The organism is Streptomyces sp. NBC_00461 (assembly GCF_036013935.1).
In the GTDB taxonomy this organism is placed as follows: Bacteria; Actinomycetota; Actinomycetes; order Streptomycetales; family Streptomycetaceae; genus Streptomyces.
On sequence record NZ_CP107902.1, the window covers coordinates 8,006,771 to 8,024,420 of the forward strand.

The 17,650-nt window shown below is 68.8% G+C and carries 14 protein-coding genes; 3 read left to right on the forward strand and 11 right to left on the reverse strand.

The window, feature by feature from the left end; translation table 11 throughout:
* Window positions 1–13: 13 nt before the first annotated feature.
* The 8 genes from OG870_RS37100 to OG870_RS37135 form a co-directional block, all read right to left on the reverse strand.
* Window positions 14–670, reverse strand: a complete 657-nt coding sequence (locus tag OG870_RS37100) for a phosphatidylserine decarboxylase (protein WP_266525839.1) — start codon at window positions 668–670, stop codon at window positions 14–16.
* Window positions 671–840: 170 nt separating this feature from the next.
* Window positions 841–2,046: an acyl-CoA dehydrogenase family protein gene (locus tag OG870_RS37105; RefSeq protein ID WP_266525084.1), complete on the reverse strand. Its 1,206-nt coding sequence runs from the start codon at window positions 2,044–2,046 to the stop codon at window positions 841–843.
* Between the two features lie 2 nt (window positions 2,047–2,048).
* Window positions 2,049–2,561 carry a MaoC family dehydratase gene (locus OG870_RS37110; protein ID WP_266591200.1) on the reverse strand — a complete coding sequence of 171 codons (513 nt, stop codon included), beginning with the start codon at window positions 2,559–2,561 and terminating at the stop codon, window positions 2,049–2,051.
* A gap of 5 nt (window positions 2,562–2,566) precedes the next feature.
* Window positions 2,567–3,538 carry an HpcH/HpaI aldolase/citrate lyase family protein gene (locus OG870_RS37115; protein ID WP_266525088.1) on the reverse strand — a complete coding sequence of 324 codons (972 nt, stop codon included), beginning with the start codon at window positions 3,536–3,538 and terminating at the stop codon, window positions 2,567–2,569.
* Complete coding sequence (locus OG870_RS37120) at window positions 3,535–5,583, reverse strand: protein meaA (protein WP_266591202.1); 2,049 nt, start codon at window positions 5,581–5,583, stop codon at window positions 3,535–3,537. The genes OG870_RS37115 and OG870_RS37120 overlap by 4 nt, the downstream gene beginning before the upstream one ends.
* A 17-nt stretch (window positions 5,584–5,600) precedes the next feature.
* A complete protein-coding gene (gene ccrA / locus OG870_RS37125) occupies window positions 5,601–6,938 on the reverse strand; it encodes a crotonyl-CoA carboxylase/reductase (RefSeq protein ID WP_266525841.1) in 1,338 nt (445 codons plus the stop codon).
* Between the two features lie 419 nt (window positions 6,939–7,357).
* On the reverse strand, window positions 7,358–8,173 hold the full coding sequence (locus OG870_RS37130; protein ID WP_266525092.1) for a TetR family transcriptional regulator: 816 nt from the start codon (window positions 8,171–8,173) through the stop codon (window positions 7,358–7,360).
* 160 nt (window positions 8,174–8,333) lie between these two features.
* Entirely contained in the window at window positions 8,334–10,139 is a 1,806-nt protein-coding gene (locus OG870_RS37135; RefSeq protein ID WP_266525094.1) for a 3-hydroxyacyl-CoA dehydrogenase family protein, read from the reverse strand.
* A gap of 413 nt (window positions 10,140–10,552) precedes the next feature.
* On the opposite strand from OG870_RS37135, the gene OG870_RS37140 reads away from it, so the two are divergent.
* Window positions 10,553–11,128, forward strand: a complete 576-nt coding sequence (locus OG870_RS37140) for an adenylosuccinate lyase (RefSeq protein WP_266591204.1) — start codon at window positions 10,553–10,555, stop codon at window positions 11,126–11,128.
* Window positions 11,129–11,183: 55 nt separating this feature from the next.
* On the opposite strand, the gene OG870_RS37145 is transcribed toward OG870_RS37140, so the two are convergent.
* From OG870_RS37145 to OG870_RS37155, 3 genes are all read right to left on the reverse strand, one after another.
* Window positions 11,184–11,582 (reverse strand): RidA family protein, encoded by a 399-nt coding sequence (locus OG870_RS37145; protein ID WP_266591206.1) that lies wholly within the window; start codon window positions 11,580–11,582, stop codon window positions 11,184–11,186.
* Between the two features lie 62 nt (window positions 11,583–11,644).
* Window positions 11,645–13,219 (reverse strand): alpha/beta hydrolase, encoded by a 1,575-nt coding sequence (locus OG870_RS37150; protein WP_266525100.1) that lies wholly within the window; start codon window positions 13,217–13,219, stop codon window positions 11,645–11,647.
* Between the two features lie 135 nt (window positions 13,220–13,354).
* Window positions 13,355–14,398: an Rv2578c family radical SAM protein gene (locus OG870_RS37155; protein WP_266525102.1), complete on the reverse strand. Its 1,044-nt coding sequence runs from the start codon at window positions 14,396–14,398 to the stop codon at window positions 13,355–13,357.
* A gap of 169 nt (window positions 14,399–14,567) precedes the next feature.
* Between OG870_RS37155 and OG870_RS37160 the strand changes: the two genes are divergently transcribed.
* Together OG870_RS37160 and OG870_RS37165 are read left to right on the forward strand one after the other, a co-directional pair.
* The gene (locus tag OG870_RS37160) at window positions 14,568–15,011 is read left to right on the forward strand and encodes an SRPBCC family protein (RefSeq protein ID WP_266525104.1); all 444 of its coding nucleotides are present in this window, start codon (window positions 14,568–14,570) and stop codon (window positions 15,009–15,011) included.
* A 147-nt stretch (window positions 15,012–15,158) separates the two neighbouring features.
* Window positions 15,159–17,567, forward strand: a complete 2,409-nt coding sequence (locus tag OG870_RS37165; RefSeq protein ID WP_405625456.1) for an MFS transporter — start codon at window positions 15,159–15,161, stop codon at window positions 17,565–17,567.
* Window positions 17,568–17,650 lie beyond the last annotated feature (83 nt).

The following is a 17,650-nucleotide window of genomic DNA, read 5'->3' on the forward strand; positions in this document are numbered from 1 at the left end:
CTGAGTCTCAGGATCAATCACGGTCAATGCGAGTCACCCCAGCCACGGTCTTCTGACCGACCTCGACCGCGACCTCCACGCCCTCGGGCAGGTAGATGTCGACGCGCGAGCCGAAGCGGATCAGCCCGATGCGGTCACCCTGCTCCACCTTCGTGCCCTGCGGGATGTAGGGGACGATGCGGCGGGCCACGGCGCCGGCGATCTGGATCATCTCGATGTCGCCGAGTTCGGTGTCGAAATGCCAGACTACGCGCTCGTTGTTCTCGCTCTCCTTGTTGAAGGCCGGAACGAACCCGCCGGGGATGTGCTCGACGGACGTCACCGTCCCCGAGAGCGGCGCGCGGTTGACGTGGACGTTGAGCGGGCTCATGAAGATCGCGACGCGGGTGCGGCCGTCCTTCCACGGCATGATGCTCTGCACCACACCGTCGGCGGGCGAGATGACCCGGCCCTGGGCGATCTCGCGCTCGGGGTCGCGGAAGAACCACAGCATGCCCGCCGCGAGCGCGGTGGCGGGCACGGCCACGGCCTTGGCGGCGCCGGAGCGGCGCGCACGGGCCAGGCTGAGGGCTGCGGTGGCGACGGTCGGGAGAAGCCACGGCGATGCTCCGCGCGCAAGACGTACGCCTGCCAGGCTGTCGCGTGGTGCAGAGGTTTGGCTGTGGGGCATGGATGACCTTCGTAGCGGATGATGCCGCGCTGTAACGGGGGACGGCGGCTTTCCCGGGATGGTACCGGTCGCGGGCCACAACTGGGCAAGCCAGGAAGCCGAGTCGGAGACCGAGGAATGTTGACGGGGTGTGATCTTCTTCTCCAAGAAAACACCCCGTATCCGGACATCTAGCCCTGGAACCGATACTCTTCGAGCAGCCTGCGACCAATGATCATTTTCTGGATTTCGGCAGTGCCTTCACCGATCAGCAGCATCGGGGCCTCGCGGTAGAGGCGCTCGATCTCGTACTCCTTGGAGAAGCCGTAGCCGCCGTGGATCCGGAAGGCGTCCTCCACGACCTCCTTGCAGTACTCGGAGGCGAGGTACTTCGCCATACCGGCCTCAAGGTCGTTTCGTTCGCCAGAATCCTTTTTGCGCGCCGCGTTCACCATCATCGCATGGGCGGCCTCGACCTTGGTGGCCATCTCGGCCAGCTTGAACTGAATGGCCTGGTGCTGAGCGATCGGCTTGCCGAACGTGTGACGCTGCTGGGCGTACTGCACGCCCAGCTCGAAGGCACGCTGAGCGACTCCGCAGCCACGCGCCGCCACGTTGACGCGGCCGACCTCTACTCCGTCCATCATTTGGTAAAAACCTCGGCCGGTGACGCCGCCGAGCACCCGATCGGCCGGAAGCCGCAGGCCATCCATGATCAGCTCGGTGGTGTCGACACCCTTGTACCCCATCTTGTCGATCTTCCCGGGGATGGTGAGGCCGGGGCGGACCTCTCCGAAGCCGGGCTCCTTCTCGATCAGGAAGGTGGTCATCGACTTGTGGGGCGCGGTGCCCTCAGGGTGTCCTTCGTCACTTCGGACGAGAACGGCGACCAGGCTTGACGTGCCGCCGTTCGTCAGCCACATCTTCTGGCCGTTGAGGACGTACTCTTCGCCGTCCTTCACCGCCTTCGAGGTGATGGCCGACACGTCCGAGCCGAGGCCCGGCTCCGACATCGAGAAGGCGCCGCGGATGTCGCCGGCCGCCATGCGCGGCAGGAAGTGGTCCTTCTGCTCCTGCGTGCCGTGCTGCTTGAGCATGTACGCCACGATGAAGTGGGTGTTGATGATGCCGGAAACCGACATCCAGCCACGGGCGATCTCCTCGACGCACAGGGCGTAGGTGAGGAGCGACTCGCCCAGACCCCCGTACTCCTCGGGGATCATCAGGCCGAACAGACCCAACTCCTTGAGACCGTCGACGATCTGCTGCGGGTACTCGTCGCGGTGCTCCAGCTCGGTGGCGACCGGGATGATCTCCTTGTCCACGAAGTCGCGGACGGTGGAGAGGATCTCCTGCTGGATGTCGGTCAGACCGGCGGTCTGGGCGAGTCGCGCCATGGCTACTTCTCCTGCTGCTTCGGTTCCGGACGGCCGGGCTGCTCGCCGCCGCGCTCCTTGATGTACGTCTCGGTCGGCACCATCACCTTGCGGCGGAACACGCAGACCAGCGTGCCGTCCTGCTTGTAGCCCTTGGTCTCGACGTAGACGATCCCGCGGTCGTTCTTCGACTTGGACGGCCACTTGTCCAGCACGGTCGTCTCGCCGTAGATCGTGTCGCCGTGAAAGGTCGGCGCCACGTGCTTCAGCGACTCGATCTCCAGGTTGGCGATCGCCTTTCCGGAGACGTCCGGCACGGACATGCCGAGCAGGAGGGAGTAGATGTAGTTCCCGACCACGACGTTCTTGCCGAAGTCCGTCGTCTTCTCGGCGTAGTTGACGTCCATGTGGAGCGGGTGGTGGTTCATGGTGAGAAGACAGAAGAGGTGGTCGTCGTACTCCGTGACCGTCTTCCCGGGCCAGTGCTTGTAGACCGCCCCGACCTCGAACTCCTCGTAGGTGCGTCCGAACTGCATCGCGATCAGCCCTCCGGGATCTCGAACTTGGAGGTGCGCTGCATGCCGGCCGCACGTCCCTTGCCGGAGATGACCAGCGCCATCTTGCGGCTGGCCTCGTCGATCATCTCGTCGCCGATCATCGCCGAGCCCTTCTTGCCGCCCGCCTCGGACGTGAAGTACTCGTACGCGTCCAGGATCAGTTCGGCGTGGTCGTAGTCCTCCTGCGAGGGCGAGAAGATCTCGTTGGACGCCTCGACCTGGCCCGGGTGCAGCACCCACTTGCCGTCGAAACCGAGCGCGGCGGCGCGCTGGGCGACCTCGCGGTAGCCGTCGACGTTGCGGATCTGCAGGTAGGGGCCGTCGATCGCCTGGAGGTTGTTGGCGCGGGCGGCCATCAGGATCTTCATCAGGATGTAGTGGTAGGCGTCCGCCGGGTAGCCGGGCGGCTGCTCGCCCACGACCAGCGACTTCATGTTGATCGACGCCATGAAGTCGGCCGGGCCGAAGATGATCGTCTCGACGCGCTGGGAGGCCGTCGCGATCTCGTTGACGTTGTTGAGGCCCTGGGCGTTCTCGATCTGCGCCTCGATGCCGATCCTGCCGACCTCGAAGCCCATGGTCTTCTCGATCTGGGTCAGCAGGAGGTCGAGCGCGACGACCTGCTGGGCGGTCTGCACCTTCGGCAGCATGATGCAGTCGAGGTTCTGGCCGGCCCCCTCGACGACCGTGACGACATCGCGGTACGTCCACTCGGTCGTCCAGTCGTTGACGCGCACGACCCGCGTCTTGCCCGTCCAGTCACCCTCGTTGAGGAACTTGACGATGGTGTGCCGCGCCTCGGGCTTGGCGAGCGGCGCGCACGCGTCCTCGAGGTCGAGGAAGACCTGGTCGGCGGGGAGTCCCTGTGCCTTCTCCAGGAAGCGGGGGTTGCTCCCGGGGACCGCGAGGCAGGAGCGTCGCGGACGAAGCCGGTTCACGGGGGCGGGCGTGGTCATGCGGGGACCTCCAGGGGGTCGAGCTTGTTCGCTTTCCGGATCTCGTCGACGATGCGGCCGATGATTCCGGTGATGTCGAAGTCCTTCGGGGTGAAGACGGCGGCCACTCCGGCGGCCCGAAGCTGTTCGGCGTCACCATTCGGGATGATGCCACCGGCGATCAGCGGTATATCTGTGGCACCGGCCACACGAAGCCGTTCCAGCACGTCAGGGACCAGCTGGGCGTGGGATCCGGAGAGGATCGACAGACCGACCGCGTGCACGTCCTCCGCGAGCGCGGCGTCCACGATCTGCTCGGGCGTCAGGCGGATGCCCTGGTAGACCACCTCGAAGCCGGCGTCACGGGCCCGCACGGCGATCTGCTCGGCGCCGTTGGAGTGCCCGTCCAGGCCCGGCTTGCCCACCAGGAAGCGGAGATTGCCGACACCGAGGTCCTTGGCGGTCAGGTTGACCTTGCGGCGGACCTCGGACATGGCCGAGCCCTCCTCGGCGGGAACCGCCACCGGAGCGGACGAGACACCCGTCGGCGCGCGGAACTCACCGAACACCTCACGCAGGGCCCCGGCCCACTCACCGGTCGTGGCCCCCGCACGGGCGCATTCCAGGGTGGCCTCCATGAGGTTGCCGGTGCCCTTGGCCGCTTCCTTCAGCTTCTCCAGCGCCTTGCACGGGCGCGGGTGGTTGAAGGGCGGCTGGTAGCGGGTGTCCCGCCAGTTCTGCAGCGAGCCGATGACACGGGCCTCGACAGCTGGATCAACTGTCTGGATGGCTGTATCGAGATCGGCGGTCAATGGATTGGGCTCGGTCGTCTCGAAGATGTTGACGCCCACGATCTTCTCTTGACCGGACTCAATACGAGCCCGCCGCTCGGCGTGCGAGGAGACGAGCTGCGACTTGAGGTAGCCGGACTCGACGGCGGCCATCGCGCCGCCCATCCCCTGGATCCGGTCGATCTCGGCGAGGGACTCCTCGACCAGCTTCGCGACCTTCGCCTCGACGACGTGCGAGCCCTCGAAGATGTCCGCGTACTCCAGCAGGTCGCTCTCGTATGCCAGCACCTGCTGCATGCGCAGTGACCACTGCTGGTCCCAGGGGCGGGGCAGACCCAGCGCCTCGTTCCAGGCGGGCAGCTGCACGGCACGCGCGCGTGCGTCCTTCGACAGGGTCACGGCCAGCATCTCCAGCACGATCCGCTGGATGTTGTTCTCCGGTTGGGCCTCGGTCAGTCCGAGGGAGTTGACCTGGACGCCGTACCGGAAACGGCGCTGCTTGGCGTTCTCGATGCCGTAGCGCTCGCGGGTGACCTTGTCCCAGATGCGGCCGAAGGCGCGCATCTTGCACATCTCCTCGACGAACCGGACGCCGGCGTTCACGAAGAAGGAGATGCGCGCGACGACGTCACCGAACTTCTCGGCGGGCACCTGGCCGGAATCCCGGACGGCGTCCAGGACCGCGATCGCCGTCGACATCGCGTACGCGATCTCCTGGACCGGTGTGGCGCCCGCCTCCTGCAGGTGGTAGCTGCAGATGTTGATCGGGTTCCACTTCGGGATGTGGGAGACCGTGTACGCGATCATGTCCGTCGTCAGCCGGAGGGAAGGACCCGGCGGGAAGACATGCGTCCCCCGCGACAGGTACTCCTTGACGATGTCGTTCTGGGTCGTGCCCTGGAGCTTGGTGATGTCCACACCCTGCTCCTCGGCGACGACCTGGTAGAGCGCCAGCAGCCACATGGCGGTGGCGTTGATCGTCATCGAGGTGTTCATCTGGTCCAGGGGGATGTCCTGGAACAGCCTGCGCATGTCACCGAGGTGCGCGATCGGCACGCCGACCCGGCCGACCTCGCCGCGGGCGAGGATGTGGTCGGAGTCGTATCCGGTCTGCGTCGGCAGGTCGAACGCGACCGACAGGCCGGTCTGTCCCTTGGCGAGGTTGCGCCGGTACAGCTCGTTGGACGCCTCGGCCGTGGAGTGACCGGCGTACGTGCGCATGAGCCACGGCCGGTCCTTCTCCCTTGCCCCGTCGGCGTTCTGACGCTCAGTCATCTATGACCCCGGGTGTCTCAGATGTTGCGGAAGCGGTTGATGGCGTCGAGGTGCTTGGCGCGCATCTCCTCGTCGCGCACGCCGAGGCCCTCCTCGGGAGCGAGGCACAGCACGCCGACCTTGCCCTGGTGGAGGTTGCGGTGCACGTCGTACGCGGCCTGCCCGGTCTCCTCCAGGGAGTAGACCTTCGACAGCGTCGGGTGGATCTTGCCCTTCGCGATCAGCCGGTTGGCCTCCCAGGCCTCGCGGTAGTTGGCGAAGTGCGAGCCGATGATCCGCTTCAGGGACATCCACAGGTAGCGGTTGTCGTACTCGTGGTTGAAGCCCGAGGTCGAGGCGCAGGTGACGATCGTGCCGCCCTTGCGGGTGACGTAGACCGAGGCGCCGAACGTCTCGCGGCCGGGGTGCTCGAAGACGATGTCGACGTCCTCGCCGCCGGTCAGCTCGCGGATGCGCTTGCCGAAGCGCTTCCACTCCCGCGGGTCCTGCTCGTGCTCGTTCTTCCAGAACTTGTAGCCCTCGGCGTTGCGGTCGATGACCGCCTCGGCGCCCATCGCCCGGCAGATGTCCGCCTTCTCCGGGCTGGAGACGACACAGATCGGCGTGGCGCCGCCGGCCAGCGCGAACTGGGTCGCGTACGAGCCGAGTCCGCCGCTCGCGCCCCAGATCAGGACGTTGTCGCCCTGCTTCATGCCGGCGCCGTTGCGGGAGACCAGCTGGCGGTAGGCGGTGGAGTTGACGAGCCCGGGGGCCGCCGCCTCCTCCCACGAGAGGTGGTCCGGCTTCGGCATCAGCTGGTTGGACTTGACGAGCGCGACCTCGGCGAGGCCGCCGAAGTTGGTCTCGAAGCCCCAGATGCGCTGCTCGGGGTCGAGCATCGTGTCGTTGTGCCCGTCCGAGCTCTCCAGCTCCACACTCAGGCAGTGCGCGACGACCTCGTCACCGGGGTGCCAGGCGTTCACACCCGGTCCGGTGCGCAGGACGACGCCCGCGAGGTCGGAGCCGATGATGTGGTACGGCAGGTCGTGGCGCTTGGTCAGCTCGGAGAGCTTGCCGTAGCGCTCCAGGAACCCGAAGGTAGACAGCGGCTCGAAGATCGAGGTCCAGACCGAGTTGTAGTTGACCGAGGAGGCCATCACGGCCACCAGGGCCTCGCCCGGGCCGAGCTCGGGCAGCGCCACCTCGTCGAGGTGGATCGACTTGCGCGGGTCCTTGTCGCGGGTCTCCAGACCCGCGAACATCTCCGTCTCGTCCTTGTGCACGGTGATCGCACGGTACGACTCGGGGAGCGGCAGAGCGGCGAAGTCGGCCGGCGTCGAGTCCGGCGACTGGATCGCGTCCAGGATGTCCTTCACGGTCACGGTATTGCCTCCGGCGATACGCACCCTGAGGGAGGGGTGCTGAGGGTTACGTCGGTGTGCTGCTGAGGGTTTTGGGAGGTGCCGTCGGTTCGGCTGTGATGCTGTTCGGCAGCGCTTTGTGGCGCGGAGGTTGCCTGTGACGCAGGCGTCCGGGCGCGCAGGCCGTGAGCTTGCGGGGACAGCCGGCGTACGAAAGGTCGCTGCACGCCGGCCGCCCGGACTCCTTCAACGTATGACACCGCGTGTCACCCTGCAAGGCACTGAGTGCCAGAGATTGCTCTCAGGTGAAATCTTTACGTAACAAATGAGCGATGATCGATCGAACGGGGCGTGAAAGATGCCTGAAAAGGGGCTCCGACATGCCAAAACGGCCACCCCGAAGGGTGGCCGCCATCACAGCTCGACGGAACGCCTCAGCGGACCTTGAGCGCCTCCTCGATGGTCCGCATGACCTCGTCCAGCGGGGCGTCGACGCGGGCGACGGTGACCAGGACCTCGCCGTGGGCGGACACCGTCGCGGGCGCGGCCGCCGGCTTCGGCGCCGTCGAGCGGCCGGCCCCGATGCCCGTCCCGAACGTCTTGCGCACGATGGCGAAGGCGTGGTCCAGCTGCGCCTCCACGTCCCCCTGCCCGCCGGCCCGCAGCCAGCGCCGCAGGACGTGGTTGTGGGCCGTGACGACGGCGGACGCGGCGACCTCCGCCAGCAGCGGGTCGTCGTTGGCGTCGTCGTCGTGCGCGTGCTCGTCGAAGTGGCCGAGCAGGTAGCGGGTGAAGAGCCGCTCGTAGCGGGCCACCGACGCGATCTCCGCCTCGCGCAGGGTGGGCACCTCACGGGTCAGCTTGTAGCGGGCGACCGAGATCTCCGGCCGGGCCGCGTACATCCGCATGACTTCCTTGATGCCGCGGCACACCGTGTCGAGCGGGTGTTCGTGCGGGGGAGCCGCGTTGAGCACGGCCTCCGCACGGATCAAGGTGTCGTCGTGGTCGGGGAAGATCGCCTCTTCCTTGGAGCGGAAGTGGCGGAAGAAGGTGCGGCGCGCGACCCCGGCCGCGGCCGCGATCTCGTCGACGGTGGTCGCCTCGTACCCCTTGGTCGCGAACAGCTCCATCGCCGCCGCCGCCAGCTCGCGGCGCATCTTGAGCCGCTGGGCGGCCGCGCGACTGCCTGCGGCACTTTCCGGCGCGTCGGGCGTAGCTGGTGTACGTGAGGACTTGGCGGGCTGGGACATGACCCGAACGTACTGCATGTGCGCAGCTTGTTGCGCCTGTACGGGGGTTCCCCCGCCCTGTGCGGGCGGGGGAACGCCGAGTCCGTGGGCCGGGGGATGACTGCCCGGGTCGAGCAGCCCGCCCCAGTCCGTCTCGCCTCCGAACCAGTCGCCGTCGCGCTCAGCGCCGGGCATATTCGCGGAAGCCGCGGCCCGTCTTGCGGCCGAGGCAGCCCGCGGCCACCAGGTGCTCCAGAAGCGGCGCGGGCGCCAGGCCCGGGTCGCGGAACTCGCGGTGCAGGACCTTCTCGATCGCAAGGGAGACGTCGAGCCCGACGACGTCCAGGAGCTCGAAGGGGCCCATCGGGTAACCGCCGCCCAGCTTCATCGCCGAGTCAATGTCGTCAAGAGACGCATAGTGCTCCTGCACCATCTTGATCGCGTTGTTGAGGTACGGGAAAAGCAGGGCGTTCACGATGAAGCCTGCACGGTCTCCACAGTCGACCGCGTGCTTCTTGATCCGTCCACACACCTCGCGGACCGTCGAGTGGACGTCGTCGGCGGTCAACACCGTACGGACGACCTCGACCAGCTTCATCGCCGGCGCCGGGTTGAAGAAGTGCATGCCGATCACGTCCTGCGGGCGCGAGGTGGCGCGGGCGCAGGCGACGACGGGCAGCGAGGAGGTCGTGGTGGCCAGGACGGCGCCCGGCTTGCAAACCTTGTCCAGCGTCGCGAACAACTGCTGCTTGATCTCCAGGTCCTCGGCCACCGCCTCGACGGCCAGGTCGACCTCGGCGAAGGAGTCGTAGGAACCCGCCGCGGTGATCCGGTCCAGGGTCTGCGCGGCGGCCTCGGCGGTCATCCGCCCCTTGTCGACGGAGCGCGAGAGCGACTTGCCGATACGGGCCTTGGCGACCTGTGCCTTCTCCTCACTGCGCGCGGCGAGGACGACCTCGTACCCGGCCTTGGCGAAGACCTCGGCGATGCCGGACGCCATGGTGCCGGAGCCGGCGACACCGACCGAGCGGACCTCGCGGCCCGGGGTGAGCGCGTCGCCCTCCGGAGGCGTCAGCGCGTCCCGAACGACGGTGGCGCTGCCCGGAGCCTCGTACGTGTAGAAGCCACGGCCCGACTTACGGCCCGTCAGGCCCGCCTCGCTGAGCTGCTTGAGGATCGGGGCGGGGGCGTGCAGCCGGTCGTGGGACTCGGCGTACATGGCCTCCAGGACAGTACGGGCCGTGTCGACGCCTATCAGGTCGAGCAGGGCGAGGGGGCCCATCGGCAGACCGCAGCCGAGCCGCATCGCCGCGTCGATGTCCTCGCGGGAGGCGTACTTGGCCTCGTACATCGCGGCGGCCTGGTTGAGGTAGCCGAACAGCAGCCCGTCGGCGACGAAACCGGGCCGGTCGCCGACCGCGACGGGCTCCTTGCCGAGGTCCAGGGCGAGATTGGTGACCGCGGTGACGGCCGTCGGCGCGGTCAGCACGGAGGAGACGACCTCGACGAGCTTCATCGCCGGTGCCGGGTTGAAGAAGTGCAGGCCGAGCACGCGCTCCGGGCGGGCCGAGTCGGCGGCCAGGCGGGTCACGGACAGGGCGTTGGTGCCGGTCGCCAGGATCGTCTCCGGGCGCACGATGCCGTCGAGTTCGCGGAAGATCTGGTGCTTGATCTCGTACGACTCCGGGGCCACCTCGATGACGAGGTCGGCGTCGGCCGCGTCCCGCAGGTCGGTGGAGGTGCGGACGCGGGCGAGGGCGTCGGCGCGCTCCTGCTCGGTGAGCCGGCCCCGCTCCACTGCGCGGGCGGTGGCGGCCTCCAGGGTGGCGAGGGCCTTGGCGGTGGCGGCCTCGCTGACGTCGATGCCGACGACCTTGCGGCCGGCCTTGGCGAGGACCTCGGTGATACCGGTGCCCATCGTGCCGAGGCCGACGACGGCAATGGTCGTGAGCGCGGAGGAAGAGGTGTGGGACAGGGGAGTGGCCATCGCGGGACTCCAGGAATGAGGGTGACGACTGGGAGCGCGCCCGGGTGCGCCGAGTCAGGTCCGTCGAAGGCGGACCATGGCGCACCGGGTGCGTGGATGAGTGCGGGTGTTGCCGGGCTGCATGCGCACACGCCCGGTGCCGTCGCCATGGGCGTGCACACGCCTGGAGCGAACGGTGGAGATGTGGAGATCCGACCGGCCCTGTCCCGTGGCCGGGTCGTGCTGCGGTACGTGAGGTACCGAACCGACTGCTCTCACAACGGCTGCGTCACCAGGCCGTCGTAAGCAGGTGTGCGAGTGGGTAACTCGCTCTTCTGAGCTTAACCGGCGGGTAACGAGCGCGCTAGTCCTTGTCCTTGTAAGTGTTTGTGATGTACGTCCCGAGCGATCGACGGCCCTCTAATCTCGGTGGCATGGACGAAGAGTTGCGATCACTCACGGAGCGTTTACGTACGGAGTCGGGATCGGCTCCCGCATGCGACCGTCTCGTGGCGACCGGGGATCCCGACGAGCTGGCAGGTGTGCTCACCGAACCCGGGCAGCCGATGTGGGCCAGGGAGCTGGCCGCGTTCCGGCTGGGGCTCGCGGGCGATCGGCGTGCCTTCGAGTCCCTCGTCCTGTTCCTCAACCACCGTGATCCGCAGCGCTGCGCCTCCGCCGCGTACGCCCTCGCCCGCCTCGACGACCCGCGCACCGCCCGCGCCGCCGCCGCCCTCGCCACCAACGAACTCCGTGTCGCCTACGCCCTCCACCCGGTGCGCCTCCTGGCCGAGCTGCGCGCCCCCGAGTCCGTCCCGGCACTGATCACCACTCTGGAGCGGAGACTGCGCCCGCACGACCCGTACCGCCGCGTGGCCCTCGCCTGCGTGGAGGGGCTCGGCAGCCTGGAGGACTCCCGAGCCCAGCCCGTGCTGAACGAGGCCCTGGCCCACCCCGCACTGGCGGAGGCGGCGGTACGGGCGCTCGCGCGGATCCCGAAGCAGAGGTGACATCGCGTCAGGCCACGATCGGATCCGGGTGTGTTCTCTCGCACCCGGGGCACGCTCATCCGCCCACGACCGCGAACGCCTCGATCTCCATCAGGAACTCGGGTCGGACCAGCGCGGCGACCTGTACGGCCGAGGAAGCGGGGAGGCGGTCGTCGGGCAGGTGGGTGGTGCGGGCCGTGCGGATGGCGGGCAGGTGGGCCATGTCCGTGACGAAGTAGGTGAGTTTGACGACGTCGTCGAAGCTCGCGCCGGCGGCGGCCAGGCAGCGGCGGAGGTTCTCGAAGACCTGGTGGGCCTGGGCCTCGGGGTCGCCCTCGCCGACGATCCTGCCGCCCTCGTCCAGCGCGAGCTGGCCGGCGATCGCGACGAAACGGCCGGTGCCCATGACGACATGGCTGTACTGGGCGGCGGGAAAGACCCCGTCGGGGGCGGGAATCCTGGTCAGCTCACTCATGCGTCCATCGTGGACCATGGGTCTGACAACGCCCCCGACGGGACCCCTGCTCGCCAGGTGCGTCAGCCGCGGAAGCCCAGGATGCCGTGCAGCTCCGAGCCGCCGGCGGACTTCGACGCCGCCTTCGTGCTCAGCGGTGTGGGATCGGGCACCTTGGGGCAGACCGCGTCGACCTTGCCGCCGCGCGGCACCGCGCCGGTGGACAGGTAGTTCGCGAGGTACTTGTCCAGGCAGGCGTTCCCGCTCAGCGTGATGCCGTGGTTCCCGCCGCCCTGCTCGACCACGAGGCTCGACCGGGCCAGCAGTCGGTGGACCGTCACGCCGCCCTGGTACGGGGTGGCCGCGTCGTTGGTCGCCTGGAACAGCAGCGTCGGCGGCAGCTTGTCGTTGGCGATGTGCACCGGCTTCAGCGTGTCCGTCGGCCAGAAGGCACACGGCGCATTGTACCAGGCGTTGTTCCATGCCATGAACGGCGCCTTGTCGTACACCGCCCAGTTGTCCTTGCGCCACTGGTTCCAGTCGCGCGGCCAGGAGGCGTCACGGCACTGCACCGAGGTGTAGACGCTGTAGCCGTTGTCCCCGGACGCGTCGACTGCGGCGAAGTTCTCGTAGGCCTCGACCAGCGGGTCGGGGTTCTTGTCGTTCACGTACGCCGCGAACGCCTCGGCCAGGTAGGGCCAGTAGCCGTTGTAGTAACCGCCGGGGATGAAGGTGTCCTCCAGTTCGGAGGCTCCCACCTTGCCGCCGGCAGGCTTCTTGGCGAGCGCCCCCCGCATCGCGTACCACTTCGCCGCGATCTTGGCCGGGTCGGTGCCGAGCTTGTACGTCGCGTTGTACTTGGCGATCCAGGCCATCAGGGCCTTCTGGCGGGCGTCGAAGGCGTAGTCCTGCCCGATGTTGTCGTCGTACCACACGCCTGTGGGGTCGACGATCGAGTCCAGGACCAGGCGCTTCACGCGCTGCGGGAAGAGCTTGGCGTAGACGGCGCCGAGGTAGGTGCCGTACGAGTAGCCGAAGTAGCTGGTCTTCTCGGCGCCCAGGGCCGCACGGATGGAGTCCATGTCCTGCACGGCCTGGATCGTGTTGATGTACGGCAGCAGGCTCGCGTACTTCTGGCCGCAGGCGGCGGCGAAGGACTTGGCGCGCTGGAGATTGGCCTTCTCGATGGCCGGCGTGCTCGGCACGGAGTCGGGGCGCACCGGGTTGAAGTGGCCCGGCTTGCAGTCGAGGGCGGGTGAGCTCTTGCCCACCCCGCGCGGGTCGAAGCCGATGACGTCGTACTGGGCCGCGACCGCCTTGGGCAGCGAGGACGCGACGAATCCGGCAAGCGTGAGGCCACTGCCACCCGGACCGCCGGGGTTGACCAGCAGGGGTCCCTGGCTCTTCGTCGCGGTGTGCTGCACCCGCGAGAGCGCGAGCGTGATCTGCTTCCCGTGCGGGTTCCGGTGGTCGAGCGGCACCTTGAGCGACGCGCACTGCAGCGTCGGATAGTCGCTGGTGGCGCAGTTCTTCCAGGTGAGTTTCGCGGCGGGGGCTGCTTGCGGGGTCCGTGCGGTGTTCGCGTCGGCGGGGAGGGCCGTGAAGGTCCCGGCCACGACGACTGCGGCGCCGCACAGCACGGCTGCGCGTTTTCTCATGGAGTCCTCCCAGGACGGAGGGTTTCGGGCCGCGAGTCTCACGGTCCTCGCCGCATCGTCCCGGAAAGCAGCCCCGGAAGAACTCGTTCTGGCAAGACTTGACCCAATTGGGCTGCCGGATGCGCTCGTATGCTCTCAAATCAGCGAAAGTTGGGTTGATTTGGGCATCGGCGGCTCGGGCGGCTGCGGCGGCCCGAGCCGGCGTGGCATCCCCGCGCGCGTGGGGCCGATCCCGTACTCCTGGGCCAGGTCGTGGACCTGACGGGTGATCCGGCGCTGGTACCACTTCGGGGCGTAGGCGCCGTCCGCGTACAGGCGCTCGTAGCGGCGCACCAGGTGTGGGTGGTGGTGGGTCAGCCAGGCCATGAACCACTCGCGGGCGCCGGGGCGCAGATGCAGCACCAGGGGGGTGACGGAGGTGGCTCCGGCGGCCGCGATCGCCCGTACGGTGGCGCGCAGTTGGGCGGGCTGGTCGCTGAGGAAGGGGATCACCGGGGCCATCAGGACCCCGCACCCGATGCCGTGCTCGGCGAGCGTGCGGACGACGTCCAGACGGCGCTCGGGGGCGGGGGTGCCCGGCTCCACCGTGCGCCACAGTTCGGGGTCGGTGAAGCCGACCGACACCGAGATGCCGACGTCCGTCACCTGTGCCGACTGCACCAGAAGATCGAGGTCGCGCAGGATCAGCGTGCCCTTCGTCAGGATCGAGAAGGGGTTCGCGTGATCGCGCAGCGCGGCCAGGATGCCCGGCATCAGGCGGTAGCGACCCTCGGCGCGCTGGTAGCAGTCGACGTTCGTGCCCATCGCGATGTGCTCGCCCTGCCAGCGGCGTGAGCCGAGCTGGCGGGCCAGCAGCTCCGGGGCGTTGACCTTGACCACGATCTGCGAGTCGAAGTCGATCCCCGAGTCGAGGTCCAGGTAGGTGTGCGTCTTGCGGGCGAAGCAGTACACGCACGCGTGCGAGCAGCCCCGATAGGGGTTGACCGTCCACTCGAAGGGCATGCGCGAGGCGCCCGGCACCCGGTTGATGATCGAGCGGGCCCGCACCTCGTGGAAGGTGATCCCGCGGAATTCGGGCGTGTCGAAAGTACGGCTGACCACGGCGTCCGCGCCGAACAGTGCGGCGTCGGCCGCCCGGCTGTGGCCGCCGGACTCCAGTGTGAGGTTCTCCCAGCGCATGACGCCTCCTCGGTAGCCCTGCCCCCAGAGTGAAACACTTGTTCGAATACCTGTGCAAGTGCTGTTCCTGATCGCTTCACCGCGTGAGGGGCCACCCCGATTTGGGTGGCCGTGGGCGGGGGTGGTTGGCTTGCCCCAATCCCGAGAACGCAAGTCCTGGAGGAACCCAATGGCGCAGGTCGAGGCCACTACCGAGCGGGTCGTCGCGGCAGACGCGGAGAAGGTGTTCGACGCCCTCGCCGACTACAGCGGCACGCGCGCGAAGCTGCTGCCCGAGCAGTTCAGCGAGTACGAGGTGCGCGAGGGGGGCGACGGCGAGGGCACCCTCGTCCACTGGAAGCTCCAGGCCACCAGCAAGCGGATCCGCGACTGCCTCCTGGAGGTCGGCGAGCCCACCGACGGCGAGCTCGTCGAGAAGGACCGCAACTCCTCGATGGTCACCACCTGGCGGGTCACCCCGGCCGGCGAGGGCAAGTCCCGCGTCGTCGTGACCACCGTCTGGAACGGCGCGGGCGGCATCGGCGGCTTCTTCGAGAAGACGTTCGCACCCAAGGGGCTCGGCCGGATCTACGACGCCGTGCTCGCCAGGCTCGCCACCGAGGTCGAGAAGTAAGTCCCCGGTGAGCGGGGGCTGTTGGCCCCCCTCACCGGTTCGAGTGGATCTCCGAACGCCGCACCGGTCCGCCGTAACTCGTCGCGCTTGCTCGTAGTTGTCGCCTTAAGCGGGAACTGTGTGGCAGCGCGACGAGGGGAGCGATACGTGGGCGGGACCACTCTGACGCAGGGCGAACTGCAGGGCGAACTGCGGGACGAACCGGCCGTGGCGCCCCCGCCGTCCCCCGCCGCCGCTCCGGCCGGGACGGCCGAACTGGGCCCGCGCCGGGTGCGGTTGGTCTTCCTCGGCCTGATGCTGGCGCTGCTGCTCGCCGCCCTGGAGCAGATGATCGTCGCCACCGCGCTCCCGAAGATCGTCGGCGAGCTGCACGGCCTGGACAGGATGTCCTGGGCGATCACCGCCTACCTGCTGACGGCCACCGTCGGACTTCCGGTCTACGGCAAGCTCGGCGACCTGCTCGGCCGCAAGGGCGTCTTCCAGTTCGCCATCGTCGTCTTCGTGATCGGCGCCGCGCTCGCGGGCCGGGCCCAGAGCATGGACCAGCTGATCGCCTTCCGCGCGGTCCAGGGCGTCGGCGCGGGCGGCCTCATGATCGGTGTGCAGGCGATCATCGCCGACATCGTGCCGCCCCGGCAGCGGGGCCGCTTCATGGGGCTGATCGGGGCCGCGTTCGGCCTCGCCTCCGTGGCCGGACCCCTGTTGGGCGGCTACTTCACGGACCACCTCTCCTGGCGCTGGTGCTTCTACTTCAACGTCCCCTTCGGCCTGCTCACCCTGGCCGTCGTCACCGTCGTACTGAAGCTCCCGAAGCCGAAGGGCAAGCCGCGGTTCGACGTCCTGGGCGCCCTGCTGCTGGCCGCCGCCTCAACCTGCCTCGTCCTGCTGACCAGTTGGGGCGGCACCGAGTACCCGTGGGGCTCGCGGACGATCCTCGGCCTCGGCGCGGGCGCCGCGGCCGCCACCGTCCTCTTCGTCGTCGCCGAGCGCTTCGCCGCCGAACCCCTCATCCCGCTCAGGCTGTTCAGGGACTCCGTCTTCACCGTCACCGGCCTGGTGGGGCTTGTGATCGGAGTCGCGCTGTTCGGGGCCGCCAGCTATCTGCCGACCTTCCTGCAGATGGTCGACGGGGCCTCCGCCACCGAGTCGGGGCTGCTGATGCTGCCCATGATGGGCGGGATCGTCGGCGCCTCGATCGTCTCAGGACAACTCATCAGCCACACCGGGCGCTACAAGCTCTACCCGGTCCTCGGCAGCGCCGTCTCCGTCCTCGGCATGTGGCTGCTGTCCCGCCTCCAGGTCGACACGCCCCGGCTGCAGTACAGCATCTGGATGGCCGTCCTCGGTGCCGGCATCGGCATGGTGATGCCGGTCCTGGTCCTCGCCGTGCAGAACTCCGTGCGCCCCGCCGACCTCGGCACGGCGACGAGTGCCAACAACTACTTCCGGCAGATCGGCGGCAGCGTCGGCGCGGCGATCTTCGGGACCCTCTTCGCCGACCGGCTCACCGACGCCCTCGCGAAACGGCTCCCCACGCGCGCGGGTGCACAGCTGCCCGACCCGGAGTCGATCACCCCGCAGCTCGTCCACGCGCTGCCCGCGCCGCTGCGCGACGACTACATCCGGGCCTACGCCGACGCGATGCCCCGGATCTTCCTCTACCTCGTCCCGGTGCTCGCCGTCGGCCTGGTCATCGCCTGCTTCCTCAAGGAGAAACCCCTGGTGTCCCACAGCGCCGCCGAAACGGAGTCCGCTCCCGTGAACACCCCCATCCCACAGGCCCGTTCGTCCTACGCCGCCGGAATCCCCGTCTGCGGCACCGTGCAGCACCCCGACGGGACCGTCGTCCCCCGCGCGGCGCTCACGCTCATCGACGTGGCCGGACAGCAGATCGGGCGGGGCGCGAGCGGCGAGGACGGGCGGTATGCGCTGTCCACGCCCGGCTCGGGCTCGTACGTCCTCATCGCCGCCGCGGCAGGCCACCAGCCGCAGGCCGTCTCCGTCACCGTCGGCGAGCGCCCCGTCGAGCTGGACGTCGTCCTCGGCGGCGCCGGACGCCTCGCCGGCCGCGTGCTCACCGCCGACGCCACGCCCGTACGGGACGCCATCGTCACCCTCACCAACGTGCACGGCGAGGTCGTGGCCACCACCCGCAGCGGGCGCGAGGGCGGCTACGTCATCACCGAGCTGGTGGCCGGCGAGTACACGCTCGCGGCCGGCGCCCCCGCGTTCCGCCCGGCCGCGCTCCCCGTCACCGTCCAGGCCTCCCGGGAGACCCGTCAGGACGTCGAACTCGCGGGCGGCGCCGTGCTGCGCGGCACCGTGCGGGCAGGCGGGGGCCGGCCCGTCGAGGACGCGCGCGTGACGCTGCTCGACGCGGCGGGCAACGTCGTGGACACGCTCACCACCGGACCCGACGGAACGTTCCGGTTCGTCGACCTGTCCTCCGGCGAGTACACCGTCATCGCCGCGGGCTACCCGCCCGTCGCCACCGTGCTGCAGGTGGCCGGAGGCGGACGGACCGAGCGGGACCTGCAACTGGGCCACGAGGACTGACCATTCACCCTCGGCCGGTCATCCTTGTGTACTCGGGAGTCACTTCGGTGGGGCCAATTCCCGTATTGGCGCACATCGCAGCC

Excerpts from the sequence above, each read along its gene's own strand:
- OG870_RS37160 (WP_266525104.1), top strand. The coding sequence starts at position 14,568 with ATGGCGCAGGTCGAGGCCACTACCGAGCGGGTCGTCGCGGCAGACGCG.
- OG870_RS37105 (WP_266525084.1), bottom strand. The coding sequence starts at position 2,046 with ATGGCGCGACTCGCCCAGACCGCCGGTCTGACCGACATCCAGCAGGAG.
- OG870_RS37130 (WP_266525092.1), bottom strand. The coding sequence starts at position 8,173 with ATGTCCCAGCCCGCCAAGTCCTCACGTACACCAGCTACGCCCGACGCG.
- OG870_RS37150 (WP_266525100.1), bottom strand. The coding sequence starts at position 13,219 with ATGAGAAAACGCGCAGCCGTGCTGTGCGGCGCCGCAGTCGTCGTGGCC.
- OG870_RS37145 (WP_266591206.1), bottom strand. The coding sequence starts at position 11,582 with ATGAGTGAGCTGACCAGGATTCCCGCCCCCGACGGGGTCTTTCCCGCC.
- OG870_RS37110 (WP_266591200.1), bottom strand. The coding sequence starts at position 2,561 with ATGCAGTTCGGACGCACCTACGAGGAGTTCGAGGTCGGGGCGGTCTAC.
- OG870_RS37155 (WP_266525102.1), bottom strand. The coding sequence starts at position 14,398 with ATGCGCTGGGAGAACCTCACACTGGAGTCCGGCGGCCACAGCCGGGCG.
- OG870_RS37100 (WP_266525839.1), bottom strand. The coding sequence starts at position 670 with ATGCCCCACAGCCAAACCTCTGCACCACGCGACAGCCTGGCAGGCGTA.
- OG870_RS37115 (WP_266525088.1), bottom strand. The coding sequence starts at position 3,538 with ATGACCACGCCCGCCCCCGTGAACCGGCTTCGTCCGCGACGCTCCTGC.
- OG870_RS37140 (WP_266591204.1), top strand. The coding sequence starts at position 10,553 with ATGGACGAAGAGTTGCGATCACTCACGGAGCGTTTACGTACGGAGTCG.
- OG870_RS37135 (WP_266525094.1), bottom strand. The coding sequence starts at position 10,139 with ATGGCCACTCCCCTGTCCCACACCTCTTCCTCCGCGCTCACGACCATT.
- OG870_RS37120 (WP_266591202.1), bottom strand. The coding sequence starts at position 5,583 with ATGACTGAGCGTCAGAACGCCGACGGGGCAAGGGAGAAGGACCGGCCG.